The sequence below is a fragment of the Enterococcus sp. BWR-S5 genome (genome assembly GCF_016745255.1).
In the GTDB taxonomy this organism is placed as follows: domain Bacteria; phylum Bacillota; class Bacilli; order Lactobacillales; family Enterococcaceae; genus Enterococcus_L.
This window is the reverse complement of the sequence record NZ_JADOEQ010000013.1, coordinates 78,256-94,626: the sequence shown is the minus strand read 5'-3', so window position 1 is coordinate 94,626 and position 16,371 is coordinate 78,256. Positions and strand designations below refer to the sequence as shown.

At 39.3% G+C, this 16,371-nt stretch carries 19 protein-coding genes; 14 read left to right on the top strand and 5 right to left on the bottom strand.

Annotated features, from left to right (window positions below):
- Nucleotides 1-66: 66 nt before the first annotated feature.
- Nucleotides 67-504: a universal stress protein gene (locus tag IW510_RS14815; protein ID WP_202060962.1), complete on the bottom strand. Its 438-nt coding sequence runs from the start codon at nt 502-504 to the stop codon at nt 67-69.
- Between the two features lie 427 nt (nt 505-931).
- Here IW510_RS14815 and IW510_RS14810 point away from each other — a divergent pair, with 427 nt between their 5' ends.
- Together IW510_RS14810 and IW510_RS14805 are read left to right on the top strand one after the other, a co-directional pair.
- On the top strand, nt 932-1,444 hold the full coding sequence (locus IW510_RS14810; protein ID WP_202060959.1) for a QueT transporter family protein: 513 nt from the start codon (nt 932-934) through the stop codon (nt 1,442-1,444).
- A gap of 279 nt (nt 1,445-1,723) precedes the next feature.
- A complete protein-coding gene (locus tag IW510_RS14805) occupies nt 1,724-2,929 on the top strand; it encodes an aminoacyltransferase (protein WP_202060957.1) in 1,206 nt (401 codons plus the stop codon).
- Nucleotides 2,930-3,124: 195 nt separating this feature from the next.
- Here IW510_RS14805 and IW510_RS14800 read toward each other — a convergent pair whose 3' ends face one another.
- The 4 genes from IW510_RS14800 to IW510_RS14785 are packed head-to-tail and all read right to left on the bottom strand — an operon-like array spanning nt 3,125 to nt 6,101.
- Nucleotides 3,125-3,769: an ECF transporter S component gene (locus tag IW510_RS14800; RefSeq protein WP_202060956.1), complete on the bottom strand. Its 645-nt coding sequence runs from the start codon at nt 3,767-3,769 to the stop codon at nt 3,125-3,127.
- Between the two features lie 11 nt (nt 3,770-3,780).
- Complete coding sequence (coaC, locus tag IW510_RS14795; RefSeq protein WP_202060955.1) at nt 3,781-4,326, bottom strand: phosphopantothenoylcysteine decarboxylase; 546 nt, start codon at nt 4,324-4,326, stop codon at nt 3,781-3,783.
- A complete protein-coding gene (gene coaB / locus IW510_RS14790) occupies nt 4,323-5,093 on the bottom strand; it encodes a phosphopantothenate--cysteine ligase (RefSeq protein WP_202060954.1) in 771 nt (256 codons plus the stop codon). The genes coaC and coaB overlap by 4 nt, the downstream gene beginning before the upstream one ends.
- Nucleotides 5,094-5,111: 18 nt before the next feature.
- The gene (locus IW510_RS14785; RefSeq protein WP_202060952.1) at nt 5,112-6,101 is read right to left on the bottom strand and encodes a YhdH/YhfP family quinone oxidoreductase; all 990 of its coding nucleotides are present in this window, start codon (nt 6,099-6,101) and stop codon (nt 5,112-5,114) included.
- A gap of 245 nt (nt 6,102-6,346) precedes the next feature.
- Here IW510_RS14785 and IW510_RS14780 point away from each other — a divergent pair, with 245 nt between their 5' ends.
- The 12 genes from IW510_RS14780 (at nt 6,347) to IW510_RS14725 (ending at nt 16,319) form a co-directional block, all read left to right on the top strand.
- Complete coding sequence (locus IW510_RS14780; protein WP_202060950.1) at nt 6,347-6,889, top strand: helix-turn-helix domain-containing protein; 543 nt, start codon at nt 6,347-6,349, stop codon at nt 6,887-6,889.
- A gap of 17 nt (nt 6,890-6,906) precedes the next feature.
- A complete protein-coding gene (locus tag IW510_RS14775) occupies nt 6,907-7,995 on the top strand; it encodes an ABC transporter ATP-binding protein (protein WP_202060948.1) in 1,089 nt (362 codons plus the stop codon).
- A gap of 10 nt (nt 7,996-8,005) precedes the next feature.
- On the top strand, nt 8,006-8,815 hold the full coding sequence (locus IW510_RS14770) for an ABC transporter permease (protein WP_202060945.1): 810 nt from the start codon (nt 8,006-8,008) through the stop codon (nt 8,813-8,815).
- Entirely contained in the window at nt 8,812-9,648 is an 837-nt protein-coding gene (locus IW510_RS14765; RefSeq protein ID WP_202060943.1) for an ABC transporter permease, read from the top strand. Before IW510_RS14770 ends, IW510_RS14765 begins: the two co-directional genes overlap by 4 nt.
- A complete protein-coding gene (locus IW510_RS14760; RefSeq protein WP_202060940.1) occupies nt 9,645-10,718 on the top strand; it encodes an ABC transporter substrate-binding protein in 1,074 nt (357 codons plus the stop codon). Before IW510_RS14765 ends, IW510_RS14760 begins: the two co-directional genes overlap by 4 nt.
- A gap of 318 nt (nt 10,719-11,036) precedes the next feature.
- Nucleotides 11,037-11,405: a GntR family transcriptional regulator gene (locus tag IW510_RS14755; protein ID WP_202060939.1), complete on the top strand. Its 369-nt coding sequence runs from the start codon at nt 11,037-11,039 to the stop codon at nt 11,403-11,405.
- Entirely contained in the window at nt 11,402-12,262 is an 861-nt protein-coding gene (locus IW510_RS14750; RefSeq protein ID WP_202060938.1) for an ATP-binding cassette domain-containing protein, read from the top strand. Before IW510_RS14755 ends, IW510_RS14750 begins: the two co-directional genes overlap by 4 nt.
- Complete coding sequence (locus IW510_RS14745; protein WP_202060937.1) at nt 12,259-12,984, top strand: hypothetical protein; 726 nt, start codon at nt 12,259-12,261, stop codon at nt 12,982-12,984. The genes IW510_RS14750 and IW510_RS14745 overlap by 4 nt, the downstream gene beginning before the upstream one ends.
- Nucleotides 12,985-13,007: 23 nt before the next feature.
- Nucleotides 13,008-14,060: a glycosyltransferase family 4 protein gene (locus tag IW510_RS14740; protein WP_202060935.1), complete on the top strand. Its 1,053-nt coding sequence runs from the start codon at nt 13,008-13,010 to the stop codon at nt 14,058-14,060.
- Between the two features lie 22 nt (nt 14,061-14,082).
- On the top strand, nt 14,083-14,274 hold the full coding sequence (locus IW510_RS14735; protein WP_202060933.1) for a cysteine-rich KTR domain-containing protein: 192 nt from the start codon (nt 14,083-14,085) through the stop codon (nt 14,272-14,274).
- A gap of 367 nt (nt 14,275-14,641) precedes the next feature.
- Nucleotides 14,642-15,559 carry an ATP-binding cassette domain-containing protein gene (locus IW510_RS14730; RefSeq protein ID WP_202060931.1) on the top strand — a complete coding sequence of 306 codons (918 nt, stop codon included), beginning with the start codon at nt 14,642-14,644 and terminating at the stop codon, nt 15,557-15,559.
- 1 nt (nt 15,560) lies between these two features.
- Nucleotides 15,561-16,319 (top strand): ABC transporter permease, encoded by a 759-nt coding sequence (locus tag IW510_RS14725; protein WP_202060929.1) that lies wholly within the window; start codon nt 15,561-15,563, stop codon nt 16,317-16,319.
- The last annotated feature ends 52 nt before the right edge of the window (nt 16,320-16,371 follow it).

The window sequence follows — 16,371 nt, the reverse complement described above, 5'->3', positions numbered from 1 at the left end:
GCTTGCCTTTTTTAACGTTGTAATAAAGACTGGTAGCATTCATGCCACCAGACAACTAGTTCAACTTTATTCTTTGATTACTAACACGTTGCAGGGCGCGTTTTGTACCACATAGCTTGTTGTTGAACCAAGGGAGTTTTCAGTTAGGCGTCCTTTTCCGGTGGCACCGATAACGATTAACTCAACATTTTCTTCAGTAGGAACGGAAGAGGAGATATATTCTTTTGGGTTGCCGATTTCAACAATCGGTTTAACGGCTGTTAGCCCTTGGTTGATGGCATAATCGATGTGCTCTTCCATTTCCTGTCTAACCAGTTCTTTTTCTTCCGCCAAGACTTTTGAAAAGGCAAAAGAGCTGTGGCTGATTGCATGTTCATCAATGATGGATAGAATGTACAGCTCAGCATCATTTTTTACAGCAAGAGCCACCGCATGCTTCAAAGCTAATTCGGCATTTTTCGATCCGTCAACAGCGACTAATATTTTTTCATAGATATTCATCATGGTTCATCTCCTTAAAAACTTTTTAGACAAGATAATTTTCCAGAGACAGAGTGGTTGAAAAAGGAACGGACAGTTAGCTGTTATCCAGCTGATTGATAAAGGAATGAGCAGCCTTGTATAGCTTAAGTATAGCACGAAGATTTTATAAAAAGAAAACGAAATCAATCCGTTAGAATCAGAAAAGAAATTCTTCCATATTCTATAGACTTCTTCTTTTACGGGAGACCATCGCCTTTTAACACAAATCCTTCTAAACGATTAAGAGAAGATAGATTTATTATCCGGATAGGCAGTTTGTTGACATTCCACGGGTACGGTGATAGTATTAATGCCGTTGTAAAAGACTGTTATTAGCTAAACAGTTCTTTGGCAATCTGGGTTCATCAACCATCCCCAGTAAAAAAACTCGGAGAAAGAAGGAGAAGGAATGCAAACATCTGCTACACCAAACAAAAATTTGAGAGCACTGACACTTAATGCAATTATTATGGCACTTTATTTAGCGCTGACACTCTTTGTTGCACCTGTTGCTTCAGGACCAATTCAGTTCAGGATTTCAGAAAGCTTGAATCATCTAGTCGTCTTTAATCGCAAGCTGATGTGGGGCGTTCTCGGCGGCGTTATCTTTTACAATCTTGTATTTGGCTATGGTGTAATCGACGCGCTATACGGAGGAACACAGACTTTTGTCTCGTTAGGACTGACCGCTTTGATTTATAACAAAGTAAAGAATGAAAAGCTTCGTCTGGCACTGAACACACTGTTTTTTACTGTATCTATGGTCTTTATCGCAATTATGCTGGTAAGCACAGGCGGAACGACAGAGGGTTTCTTACCAACTTATTTCTTTTTGGCATTCAGTGAATTTATCATTATGGCTTTATCTGCGCCGTTAATGTATTTCCTGAATAAAGCTGTAGACTTTAAAGCACGTGCGTAATCCAAAAATTGTTTATTGATACTCAAGCACCAATAATGCCTGCTGTTGTATGGGGATTGTTGGTGTTTTTTTATGTATAATAGCTTTTCTTGTCAATAGATTAAGAAAGATAACTGGTTGTTTTTTCTTTTTATGTGTTGTAATGTTTACAAATCACCTAGGAAAGATTAAAATTAATGTTTGTGGAGAATACTACTACATTAATGAAGAAAACTGCTAGTAGAAAAATTTGATACTAGCAGAAGAAGATAGAGGAAAGTTGAAAGGGAGGATATGGGAATGTACGAATTTAAAATTGGCGTTGCGCCCGCAGAGCATGATCGTTTTGTAGAAACACATCCGCTATGTAATCTGCTGCAGTCATCCTCATGGGCTGAGGTCAAAAATAACTGGGGATCGGAAATTGTAGGGGTCTATCAAGATGGGCAGTTAATTGCCTCAGGTCTGGTTCTTATTCGGCCGCTTCCAGCTGGTTTTACCTTTCTTTATACACCTCGTGGTCCAATTATGGATTATACGAATAAGGAGCTGGTTCAATTTTTTATGGAGCAGCTGAAAAAGTTTGGAAAGAAAAAACGAGCAGTATTTATAAAAATGGATCCGACAGTCATTTATAAAGATATTCTGATGGATCGTGAAGAAAAAATGAATCCTGAGGCACAGATGATTGTGGAAAATATTACTTCTGCCGGAGCTAAATACCAAGGCTTGACGATGGAAATGTCTGCGACAATCCAGCCTCGTTTTCAAGCAAATATTTATAAAGAAGATTTCAGTGAAGAGCAGCTATCGAAAAGTACACGAAAAATGCTGAAGCAGGCTCAGAAAAAGGGCGTTGTTGTACGTCAAGGACACAAGGAATTAGTTCCTGCGTTTGCTGAAATGATTAAGCTGACAACTGAACGGCAGCAGATTTCACTGAGAAATGCTGAGTATTTTGAAAAGCTGATGGACATTTATCCGGAGCAGTCATTTATCATGCTGGCTGAAGTTGACTTAAAAGCCCGCTATGAAGAAACGAAAGCCAGACATGAAAAGAACCAACAAGACTTGGCAAACTTAAAAGAAAATCAAGTGAAGAAACGACACAACTTGGAAGAGCTGGAATTTTCTCTGACAAGAGAGCTGGCTGAGCTGGAGGAAAGTATCGCACATTCCGGAGATACAGCAGTTGTAGCAGGCGCGTTGGCAATTACTTTTGGAACGACAAGTGAAATTCTTTATGCAGGGATGGATGATCGTTACAAACGCTACATGCCGGCTTACCTTACTTGGTATGAAGCAATTAACGAATGCTTTGAGCGCGGCTGTGAGACAAGCAACATGGGCGGCTTAGAGGGTAGCTTGAATGATGGGCTGATTAAGTTCAAGTCCAACTTTAATCCAACAATCAATGAGTTTATCGGTGAATTTGATTTGCCTGTGAACAAGCTGATGTTTAAGCTTAGTGAATATGCTTATAAGCTGAGAAAAGGGAAAAAATAGAAAATTAGTATAGACGCTTGACCGGAAGCTGTATGGTCAAGCTTTTTTTGTAGTTCAGGCTTGAAAGAAGAACCACTTCATTCTTTCAGATGCTAAAAATAAGTAGTTAGGTATCACAGGTATTTGAGTCATCGATGACAAAAAAAGGTCCTAGGAGATTTTGAAATTTTTCAAAACCTCCTAGGGCCTTTTGGCTTAAAGCTTTTGTGTAGCATTTGTTTTTGTTAGTCGAAGGAGTACCGCTGTGACAGCTGCTGTAGCAAAGCCGGCAACAATTGCTTCTACCAATCCGCTGGTGAAAACAACACCAAGAATCACAGAGAAGACCGTTTCAATACCGATGCCTACTGCCTGAGCGTAAGAATCCTTGAATAACAGGAAAATACCACCCATGACTAAAATTGTATTTGTAGCGGCCCCGCTAAATCCGGCGATGAAAAGTCCGATTGATTTAGCACCGGCATTTTTTTCCGCTTTTTTTCGGAACAGCTTGTAAACAAAATAGGGGATGATACCAATAAGAATTCTAGGAACAACAGCAATAATAATTGCTTTCCAGCTTCCTTGGTCAGTTCCGATTACCGGAATAAAAGGAGAGAACAGAAAAGAGGTTGGCGAGATAATTACCGTTGCTCGAACCATACTGATAATCCCAAAGACTCCGCCTAGAAATCCGCCAATTTTTGGGCCAAGAATAATTGATGCGATGATAACGGGAATATGCATCGTTGTTGCATTAATTGGACCAATTGGGATAAAGCCCAGAAACGGCACAGAGGCTAATAAAATAAGAATGGCTAAAAACATAGCTGTTAATGTAAATTTCTTTGTGTTAGTCATTAATGAACTCCTTATGAATGTGATAGAATACGGTTTGCCTCGTTGACAATGACATCAACCTCAGCCAAAGCACCTCTGCCGAAATCCCCACAAGCAAGTAATGCTTCACGTGGTTCAATTTCCTGATAACCAACATCCTTCAATGTAGTCAAGTTCTTTTGCATGATAGGGTTCTGGTACATATATGTGTTCATTGCCGGTGCAATCAGCTTAGGAACCTCTTCCTTTAAGGCCATTGCAACCGTAGATAGCATATCATCGGCAATCCCGTTGGCCAGCTTTCCGATAATATTTGCCGAAGCTGGAGCAACTAGGAATAAATCGGCTCTTTTAGCAAGCTCAATGTGATTGATTTGTTCCGGATAAAGCTCTTCCATCACTTCGGTGTGTACCGGCTTTTTAGATAAAGCCTGTAGTGTCAGCGGTGTGATGAATTTGGTACTGTTGACAGTCATAATAACCTCTACCTGATACCCTAGTTTGGTTAAACGACTTGTGATATCGGCCGCTTTATAAGCAGATATACTACCTGAAACACCAAGTAAAATTGTTTTCATGAGTTGTTGGCTCCTTTCGCTTCTACATTTTTAACGATAAGTTCGGCAATCGCTGCTTTGGTCTCCGCAGTTTCCGTTTGACCATCTGCATGGATTAAAATACCGCGATGCTTTTCATCACGAATGGATTCTAAATCGTTTGCCAAAACGAAATCACACTGATTCTTTTTTAGGGTGGCACTGCCGACTTGAATCAGTTCGTCCTCAGAAACGCCTACAAGTAATTTAAACCCAACAAGAACCGTGTTTGGTTGATTTTCTCGAATCATTGAGATTATTTTAGGGTTTTTCTTCAGGAAAAGCAAGAGACGCTCTGTATTGGAAGAGATTTTCTTTTCCTCTTGTTGCTGTGTACCTAACTGCTCTATTACATCTTTCACTGTTGTTTCGATACTATTTTGACTGAAGTCCTGCTGTTTTGTTAAGGCAGTGGTCATTGCCTGAATCAACGCTTCTTCCGGCAAACTGGTTTCACTGGAAAAGTCGCTGACAGCCATGCTATGGATAATGCCATCAAATGTTTGAGTAGATAGAAGCTCAAGCATTTTTTTCTGCAGGTCGGCTGTTGTTTCGATTTCTTCTATGATTAACTGATCCATAGCTGTCGGTTTGACCGCATAAGGAGTAGTCAAGTAAGTAACTTGATGATTATGTGCCAGAAATTCTTCGGCTATCGCTTTACCCAGACGACCGGTAGAATGATTGGTAATCGAGCGGACATTATCGATTCGCTCAGAGGTGCCGCCGGCGGTAACTAATATTTTCATGTTTCCAACTCCTTTAGCTTAAAACTTGATGATTGTACGACCGATATGCTGCCCTTGCTGTAGTGAAGCGAAGGTTTCCGGTGCTTGTGACAAGGTGATTTCATTGACTAGTGCTTGTTCAGTTCCATTTAAATCAGTTGCCAGGCGATTCCAGATGAGCTGACGTTTTTCCATTGGCACATTGACAGAATCAATCCCTAATAGAGCAACATTTCGTAAAATAAACGGCAGAACCGTTGTTTGAAGACCCAATCCTCCCGCATTCCCGCAAGCAGCAACACCGCCACCGTAATTAATCAGCGGTAACACTGCTGCTAATGTATCGCCGCCGACAGTATCCAAGGCATAATCATACAGTTGTTTTCCTAAAGGTCGGATTTTTTCAGGCATGAATTCATCATGAAGCAGTACCTCTGAAGCACCCAACTCCTTTAATTCACGAACAGTTTCTTTTTTTCTGGTCAATGCTGTAATATTTTTGTACCCAAGCCCCTTCAGCATTGCAATACTCAGTGAAGCAACACCGCCGGATGCTCCGGTTACAAGGAGACGAGCTTCTTTATTGGCTGAAAGACCATGCTGCTCAAGTGCATCGATACATAAAGCTGCTGTAAAGCCGGCAGTACCAAGAATCATGGCTGATTTCTCGGAAAGCTGTTTTGGAAGAGGGACAACCCATTCAGCGGGAACACGGACATATTCTGAAAAACCGCCTGTGTGACTCACGCCAAGGCCGTAGCCGGTAACCAATACTTTTTCACCAACAGTCAAGTGCTCTTCCTTAGATGAAACAACTGTTCCACTGACATCAATGCCCGGAATCATAGGGTAGCTGCGTATTACGCCTCCGTTTTTCATTACTGCCAATGAGTCCTTAAAATTAATTGAAGAATACTCTGTTTTAATTAGAACGTCTCCTTCAGATAGATCATCCAGCGTAATCTTCTGAATATCATATGCGATTTCTCCATTCGTTTCTTGAATAAGAAGTGCAGAAAATTTTTCCATAATAAACCTCCACGTTATCATTAAATATACTGGTACTATCATATCACATTCTCACTTTTTTCTTACGGATTTCTTCTTTGATATACCTCAAAAAAACAATTGAAGAAAAAATACTGATTTCTATAAAAAAATAGTTGCTATTTTTGGAAAAGTCCGTATACTGAAAAAGGTGAAATTAAACTCTTAGTTTAGTATAAGTAAACTTATAGGTCTTTAAATGAAAAAGAGTAGGATGAGGTGAGGTTATGGAGATTGGTGAGAAGTTAAAAAACCTTCGTATCCAAAAGAATCTGACCCAGGAAGAGCTGGGAGAGCGAACAGATTTAACCAAGGGGTATATTTCTCAATTGGAGCGGGACTTAAGCTCGCCGTCAATGGAAACCTTTTTTAATATATTGGAGGTCCTTGGAGTAACACCCGAGGAATTTTTCAGTGAAGATAATACGGAACAAAAAATTGTTTATGGTGAGCAGGACTGTACTTATTATCAGGATGAAGAAAACGGGTATCAATTGAAATGGTTGATTCCGGAATCGAATGAGAAGGAAATGGAGCCTGTCTTGCTGACGTTTGATAAAGATGGGGAGTACAAAAATTTTGAGCCTTCTCTCTCAGAGACCTTTATCTTTGTGCTGGAGGGAACTGTTTCTTTGGTTCTTGGAGAGGTCAGTCATGCAGCAAGAAAAGGAGAAGCCATCTATTACGAGGCGACAGAGCCTCATCAATTAAAAAATAAGTCAAAAGGAAAAAGCCGTGTGCTGATCGTGGCGACTGAATCTTATCTTTAATCTGGAGGAATGAAAAAGTGGGAAAAACAATTATTTCATTTGAAGATGTTTTGAAGCAGTATGACGATGATGAAACAGTGTTGAAGAATGTTAGTTTTGAGATAGAAGAAGGAAAATTTTATACGCTTTTGGGTCCTTCCGGCTGTGGTAAAACGACGATTTTGAGAATTCTGGCAGGCTTTACGGATGTCAGTAAAGGGGATGTCTATTTTGAGGGCAACCGAATCAATGATGTGCCGGCGAATAAACGTCCAGTTAACACAGTGTTTCAGGACTATGCCTTGTTTCCTCATATGAATGTTTTTGATAATGTAGCCTTTGGGCTAAAGATTAAGAAGATGCCAAAGCAGGAGATTGAGAAAAAGGTGATTGATGCGTTGCGTATGGTGCAGCTTCCAGGCTATGAAAAGCGAGAAATCAGCGAGATGTCCGGAGGTCAGAGACAAAGGGTTGCCATTGCTCGGGCAATCGTGAATGAGCCGAAGGTATTACTGCTGGATGAGCCATTATCAGCGCTGGATTTGAAGCTGAGAACAGCTATGCAATATGAGCTGAGGGAGCTGCAGCAGCGACTAGGAATTACCTTTATCTTTGTTACCCATGATCAGGAAGAGGCCTTGGCAATGAGCGACGAGATATTTGTCATGAACAAGGGTGAAATTGTTCAAAGCGGAACGCCTGTAGATATCTATGATGAGCCGATCAATCACTTCGTTGCCGATTTTGTCGGTGAAAGCAACATTGTTGATGGTCGAATGATTGAAGATAATTTGGTTGAATTTGTCGGCAAACGGTTTGAATGTGTGGATGGCGGGATGCGTCCAAATGAAGCAGTTGAGGTTGTTTTGCGTCCGGAGGATTTGACAATTACTACAAAGGACAAGGGCAAGTTGATTGTCACTGTTGATACACAGCTTTTCCGTGGGGTGCATTATGAGATTGTCTGTCATGATGAACAGGAGAATGAGTGGGTTGTCCATTCAACTCGAAAAGCAGTAGAAGGCTCACAGGTTGGTTTGTTCTTTGAGCCGGAGGATATTCATGTGATGCGTTTCAATGAGTCTGAAGAAGACTTTGATGCACGTTTGGAAAGTTACGAAGAGTAGGAGGCAGGACATGAAAACAGTACGTCGAATTTATTCGATTCCATACGCATTATGGCTGATGCTTTTTGTTATCGCCCCTGTGCTGATGATTGTGTATCAATCATTTTTTGATACGAACGGACAGTTCACGTTGACGAACTACCAGACGTATTTTACGTCCGGCACTTACTTGGCGATGACCTTTAACTCTGTTTGGTATGCGTTTTTGATTACTCTGGTGACATTGCTGATTAGCTATCCGACTGCGTACTTTTTAACAAAGCTGCAGCATAAGCAGCTGTGGCTGATGTTGGTTATTTTACCGACTTGGGTGAATCTCTTGTTGAAAGCCTATGCCTTTATCGGAATTTTTAGTATGCATGGCACTGTGAATCAGTTTTTGAATTTTATGGGTATTGGGTCGCAGCAAATCCTATTTACGGATTTTAGTTTCTTGTTTGTTGCAGCCTATATTGAGCTGCCGTTTATGATTATGCCGATTTTCAATGCGCTGGAGGAGATGAACCCTTCATTAATCAGTGCTAGTCGGGATTTAGGCGCAAACAGTGCTGAAACCTTCCGTCGAGTGATTTTTCCTTTATCCTTGAATGGCGTGAAGAGTGGTGTCCAAGCAGTATTTATCCCTTCGCTTTCTTTGTTTATGCTGACTCGTTTGATTGGTGGAAATCGTGTCATTACACTGGGAACTGCGATTGAGCAGCATTTTCTAGTCACGCAAAACTGGGGAATGGGTTCAACCATTGGTGTGGTGCTGATTGTGGCGATGGTGGCAGTTATGATTTTAACAGGTGAAAAAAGAAAAGGGGGCAAAGTGAAATGATCAGAAAGAAATTCAAGTGGTCGAATGTCTACCTTATTCTTGTGTTCTTATTGCTTTATGCGCCAATATTTTATCTGATTCTTTTTTCCTTTAACGACGGAGAGACAATGAATGAGTTTACGGGCTTTACATTGGCCAATTATTCGGCTGTTTTTGAAGATACCCGTCTATTGATTATTGTGCTGAATACATTTCTTTTGGCATTTCTATCTGCGCTACTGGCGACAGTCATTGGAACATTTGGTGCCATGGCGATTTACTATACCAAAGGTCGCCGCAGCCGTACCGCATTGCTGAGCTTCAATAATATTTTGCTGGTGTCACCAGATGTTATCATCGGTGCCAGCTTTCTGATTTTCTTTACAGCAGTAGGCTTTATCAGTCTGGGCTTTACAAGTGTGCTTTTATCTCATATTGCTTTCAGTATTCCTATCGTGGTATTAATGGTTCTGCCGAAGCTGCAGGAGATGAACGATTCGATGGTGGATGCTGCCAGAGACCTTGGTGCCAGCAACTTTCAAGTGCTAAAAAGCATTGTTCTACCTTATTTGTCACCGGGAATTATTGCGGGTTATTTCATGGCGTTTACCTATTCCCTGGATGATTTTGCGGTCACCTTTTTCGTCACCGGTAATGGCTTTACGACGCTTTCTGTGGAGATATATTCTCGTGCAAGGCAGGGAATCAGCTTGGAAATCAATGCGTTGAGTGCACTGGTCTTCTTGTTTTCCATGATTCTTGTGATTGGCTACTACTTTATCAGTCAGGATAATACCTCTAAGCGAGTGAAGAAGCTGCGCCGTGAACAAAGAGAGGTGGCGAAGTTGTCATGAAAAAATTGAACTCTTTGTTTCTTGGCATTTTGTTGATTATCTTGGTTTTATTCTTAGGTGTCGGTCAACTGGAACGCGCCAGTGGCATGGCAGGCGCCGATACTCTGACAATCTATAATTGGGGCGATTATATCGATCCTCAGCTGATTAAGGAGTTTGAAAAGGAGACCGGCTACAAGGTCAATTATGAAACCTTTGATTCGAATGAAGCGATGTTTACCAAGATTCAGCAAGGGGGAACGGCTTACGATATTACGATTCCTTCTGAATATATGATTCAAAAAATGATTAGCGAGGATATGCTTCTAGCGATTGATCATACAAAGCTAACAGGATTGGAAAACATTGATGAACGGTTTTTGAATCTGGATTTTGATCCAAATAATCACTATTCAATCCCTTACTTCTGGGGAACACTGGGGATTATTTACAATGACAAATTTGTTGATGGAGAGCAGATTCAGGAATGGGATGACCTGTGGCGTCCGGAGCTGAAGGACAATTTGATGCTGATTGATGGTGCACGCGAGGTCATGGGGCTGTCTCTAAACAGCTTAGGCTATTCTTTAAACAGCAAGAATGATAAAGAGCTGGCAGAGGCTTCAGATAAGCTGAACAAGCTGACTGCCAACGTCAAAGCGATTGTTGCAGATGAAATTAAGATGTACATGATTAATGAAGAGAGCGCCGTAGCTGTGTCCTTTTCAGGTGAAGCAGCCGAAATGCTGGATGGCAATGAGCATCTTCACTATGTCATCCCTTCAAAGGGGTCAAATCTGTGGTTCGATAATATCGTCATTCCGAAAACAGCGAAGAATATTGATGGTGCATATGCATTTATCAACTTTATGCTGCGTCCCGAGATTGCTGCGAAAAATGCAGAATATATCGGCTATTCCACACCGAATAAAAAGGCAGAAGCTTTGCTGCCAAAAGAAATTTCGGAGGATGAACAATTCTATCCTAATGATGAAACCATCTCTCGTCTTGAGGTATACGAAGACTTAGGCTCCAAGTATCTGGAAATATACAATGATCTATTCTTGGAGTTTAAGATGTATCGGAAATAGGGTGGAAACTTAAATATAGACTTTTACAATTCTGCTTTAACTAATAGAATGCTGATAGGACAAAAACTGAATAAAATTGTAGAGCTTGGAGCAAAAAACAGGAAATTTCTGTTTTACTCCAAGTTTTTTTGCTGTCTTTTTATATTCTAAAAAGTTGAAATCAGCATACCCAATAAAAAGTGTAGGAATAACTGTTTCTTAAAAAAGTTAATGAAAACAGAATGATTGAGAGTATTTATTGAAATATGATTGACAAAAAAAGACTGACGTTATACGGTTAGTTATATAAGCAACTAACCATATGGCGAGGTGAGACGTTTGGATTTTGATTATTCAGGAGAAAAACCTTTATTTCAGCAAGTCGCTGATCAATTATCAGAAGGGATTTTCAATGGTTCCTTCAAAGAAGGGACTCAGATACCATCAACTACAGAAATTTCTAAAAATTATCAAATTAATCCTGCTACTGTTTTAAAAGGGATGGGTATCTTAGTTGAGCGTGGCTTACTTGAAAAGAAACGAGGGATAGGAATGTTTGTAACGGCTGGAGCCAAAGAAAAAATCGGGACAATTAGAAAGGATGAGTTTTTAACAATAGAGGTTTTTCAATTTGTATCTGATGCAAAAAAATTGGATATTTCAGCTGAAGAACTTAAAAAACTAATTGATAGGGGGTATAAACTTTGAGCTTGGTAATTAAAGATGTATCAAAAAAATACAAGGAAAAAGCAGCCATAAGTGATATCACACTTACCTTTGAACCCCAGAAAATTTATGGTTTGTTGGGCAGAAATGGTGCGGGCAAAAGTACACTGTTAAATATTATTGCCAATCGAAATTTTTCTACTAGTGGAACTATTTGTTTAGATAATCAACCAATAACGGATCAAGAGCCGCAGCTGAATAGAATATATTTGATGAGTGAAGATAATCTTTTCCCTGGTAATATGAAAGTTCACACCATATTTAAAGTGACTGAGACATTCTATGGAACTTTTGATTGGCAACTAGCGGAGCAAATGATTATTGATTTTGATGTGAATCAAGCATTAAGTTTTCGAAAGCTTTCAACCGGCTACCGTAGTATTGTTAAGCTAATAACAGCGTTATGTGTGCCTTGTGATTATATTTTTTTGGACGAACCTGTTTTAGGTTTAGATGCTACGCATAGAGATTTATTCTATGAATATTTATTGGATTCGTATGGAGCACGGTCGAGAACATTCATTATTTCAACTCACCTAATAGAAGAAATAGCTAATATAATTGAAGAAGTTGTGTTTATCGATGATGGAAAAGTCATACAAAACGATTCTACCGAAAATATCTTGGCTCAGATTCGTGTAATCAAGGGGCCGCAGGAAATATTCACCTCCTTCTCTGATGATTTAGAAATCTTGGCGAATCAATCTTTTGGTGGCTCCATGACAGCCTATGTGAAATGGCCGTTTGATGTAGCGCTTCCTTCAGAGATTACTGTGGAGAAGGTCAGCCTGCAAGAATACTTTATTCAATTAACTAAAAGAAAGAGGGGTTCGATATGAAATTTAAAGCAGCATTTCACTATCGCTTTCGAACACAGCTTACCTTAATAGCTTGCTACTTAGTTTTCTTTTTCGTATTACTGGGAATACTTCCATTAATTGTTTCTCATCTATCCACTAGTGGTTTTCATGGAAATGGCAGCACCGATTTAGTTGGACCGGCTATGGTTTTCGTCCTCCTAATTTCTTTTAACGGAATACAGAGTGATTTTAGGTTTTTTATTCAAAATGGAATCAGTCGATTAAACTTTTTCTTGGTTAATCTTTTGATAAATTTCCTCGTTTCAATGGGTGTTTCCTTCATATTAGTTTGTATTCAAAAATTTATTTCCTACAATTTTATTAAGAACATTGATTACCATCTGAATATTGTAGATGTCTACGCTAGAGGAGATTTTTCTCAAAGTATAGTTCTTTTTTCACTATTACTTTTTTTGGTAAGTAGTTTTGCACTATTGGCAGCAATTTTTAATGACCGCTTTTCTACTCGTCAAAAGGTGATTACTCTAGCCATTTTGATTGCTCTACCGATTATGTTTAGCATTTTTAGCCAGTCGGATACAGCTAGTTCTATTGCCTTTTCTAAGTTTTTTGTCTGGGCTTTAGGGTTACAGAGTAGTCTTCCCAGTATCAGTCATTTTTCAGTGACGTTGACTATTCTTACCAGTGGTATTTTTTTAATCGCTTATCCGCTTAATAAGCGTCGAATTATCCAACAATAAACTGAAAAGAAAGGAGCATTACAATGAAAATATTGATTTATTTTGAAGGTGCTAAAGTTTTAGCAAAGTCAGGAATCGGTCGTGCTTTGGAACATCAGAAACAGGCACTTGAGGAAATGGGCATCTCGTATACGCTTGATTCTGAGTGTCTCGATTATGACATATTACACATTAATACGTATGGTTTGAATAGTCGGAGGATGATTCGTAAAGCAAGACGTTTGGGAAAGAAAGTAATTTACCATGCCCATTCTACAGAAGAAGATTTTCGCAACTCATTTATTGGATCAAATCTATTAGCTCCTCTGTTTGGTCGGTATTTAATCAGTCTCTATAAAAAGGCAGATTACTTAATTACGCCTACGCCATATTCAAAAGGATTACTGGAAAAGCATGGGCTAAACCTCCCGATATCGGCAATTTCTAATGGAATTGATTTAAAAGAATATCAGCCGGATTCCTATAAAGAAAAGTTATTTAGAGACTATTTCCATTTAGAGCCTAATCAAAAGGTGATTATCTGTGTTGGATTGTTCTTTAAACGTAAAGGTATCATTGATTTTGTCGAATTAGCTAAAAAATTTCCTGATTATACGTTTATCTGGTTTGGTCATGTAGCATTAATGAGTGTTCCACGCAATATAAGGAAAATTGTGAAAAAGGATCATCCGGAGAACGTTATCTTTCCAGGTTATATTAAAGGAGATGTGCTTGAAGGTGCGTATTCTGGAGCTGATTTATTCTTTTTCCCATCCTATGAAGAGACAGAAGGGATTGTCGTTTTAGAAGCATTAGCCAGCCGTCAGCAAGTATTAGTCCGTGATATCCCTGTCTATCAAGATTGGTTAATCTCTGGGAAAAACTGCTATAAGGCAAGTTCAAATGAAGAGTTTGCGAAAGACATAAAAAGGATAATTAATGGAGAGTTTCCTTCCGTTGCTTCAGAAGGTTTTAAAACAGCTGAAAAAAGAAGTATACATGCGATTGGAAAGCAGTTAATGGCTGTTTATCAACAGGTTTTAGCTCAAGAAAAAGAAGTTTTGCCGTTTCAGCTGGAAAACACTGATGGTAAATGAGGTTAGAAGAGGTGAGTAAAAAATGAATTTGAAATCTAAGTGGATATATTGTCCGATATGTCATGGAAAAACAAGAAATAAAATTTTTGAAATGACTAACGTCGAATGCTTCCCATTGTACTGTCCAAAATGTAAAACCGAAACAGTTATTAACATTAAAAATTTTGAAGTTACGATTATCAAAGAGCCAGACATATTAATGCAGAGCCGATAACGAGTAAGTCTTAACAGACTACAGTTATTGGCTCTTTTTCATTAATAAGAAATCCATGTTGGCATTCAAGAGGGGCTGTATTCGCAGCTATTCCTTATTGCATGTGATTTTCTTGAAAAAGTATAAAGCGAGAAAGCTCTGAAAATGAATAATGCGAAAAAGAGAATCGGTTAAAATGATTCTCTTTTTTTTTTGGAGCTATTTCAATACGAACTATTACTTACTAACCAATAGCAGTCTGCAAATTACGTTGTAGATGTAATAAGTCAAAACTCTACTTAGTGAAACAAAGTAGTTGATTTTTCATCTACTTAGCATTATTATATAGTGGTACTAGATAATACTAAGTAGTTAGGAGTGAAATCGAATGAGTAATGCAATTGAAGTGAAGAATTTAAAAAAATCATTTGCTGATTTTGCTGTGATTAAGGATGTTAGTTTCAGTGTCCCTTTTGGAAAGGTCTTTGCGTTGCTGGGAACAAATGGAGCGGGTAAGACGACCATCGTTAGAATGCTGACAACCTTATTGAAAGCAGATGCTGGGCAAATAAAGATTGTCGGCCATGATAGTGCAAAGGAAAGCAGACAAGTTCGTAATAGTATCAGCCTAACAGGCCAGACTGCTTCTGTAGATGAAATCCTGACAGGAAGAGAAAATCTTGAGTTAATCGCAAAGCTACGGCATCAAAAGGAGACACAAATGATTCAGCAGCTATTGGAACGCTTTGATTTGATTGATGCAGCAGATCGTTCTGTTCAAACGTATTCAGGCGGTATGAAACGAAAGCTTGATTTGGCTATGAGCTTGCTGGGGAATCCAAAAGTTCTTTTTCTGGATGAACCGACAACTGGTTTAGACCCTCAGGCAAGAGCAACGATGTGGCAAATTATTCAAGAAATTAAAGCAGCTGGTGTAACAATTTTTCTGACCACTCAATATTTAGAAGAGGCGGATCAGCTGGCGGATCAAGTGGCGATTTTGAATCATGGCAAAATTGCTGTTCAGGGAAGTCTGGCTGAGGTGAAAACACATCTGCCTCAAGGACAGCTGGAATTGACATTTTTGCATAAAGAAGACTTACAAAAGGCACAAACGTTGATTGACGGTACGGTGAATGAAGAACAGCTGACGTTGACTGTTGTCACCAATAGTCAAGTAGCAGAAACCACTAGATTACTAAACGAGCTGCAGCAAGCACAAATTTTTATAAGTAATTTTGAACAGAAGCAGCCAACATTAAATGATGTGTTTTTTGATATTATCGAAAAAGAAAGAGGGGAGTAACATGACAATTTTACAAGATTCATGGTTTTTGACTGGTAGAATGATGAAGCATATGACTCGAAGTATTGATACGATTATCTCTGTTGTTGTCATGCCAATCATGGTCATGCTGGCGTTTGTTTATATTTTTGGCGGAGCGATGTCGACTTCTCAAGAAGCGTATAAAGGCTTTATTCTGCCGGCCATTTTATTGTTTACGATTGCCAGCGGTGTTGGGTATACAGCATTTCGTTTGAACGATGACGTAAAGAATGGCGTTTTTGATCGCTTTAATTCGATGCCTATTTCCAGATTGGCTGTATTGAATGGTCATGTATTCACGAGTGTATTTTTCAATTTTATTTCAACAATCGTTGTTCTGCTTGTCGGCATTTTGATTGGGTTTCGTCCTCAAGCTGATTTACTAGATTGGTTGGCAATCGCTGCTCTGATTCTGCTGACAAATTATGCCTTGTCTTGGATTGCAGTATTTTTCGGTTTGATTGCCAAAAGTAATGAGTCAGCCAGCGTTTTCTCCTATCTGCTTTTGGGGTTACTGTTTATTAGTTCGGGCTTTGTACCTACTGAGACACTTCCTAAGGCTCTAAAGGGGTTTGCAGAATATCAGCCGATGACATCAATTATTAACAGCCTGCGGATGCTTTTGACGGATGGAAAATTTTCCGGAGATTTCCTGACAGCAGTCATTTGGCTGCTTGGAACGATGCTGCTTTTCCAATTTCTGGCAATTCGTTTTTACTACAAAAAAATGCTTAAATGATTGATTTGTAAGGCGTTTATTGAGAGAATTGGTAAAACAAGTGAAGAAAGGT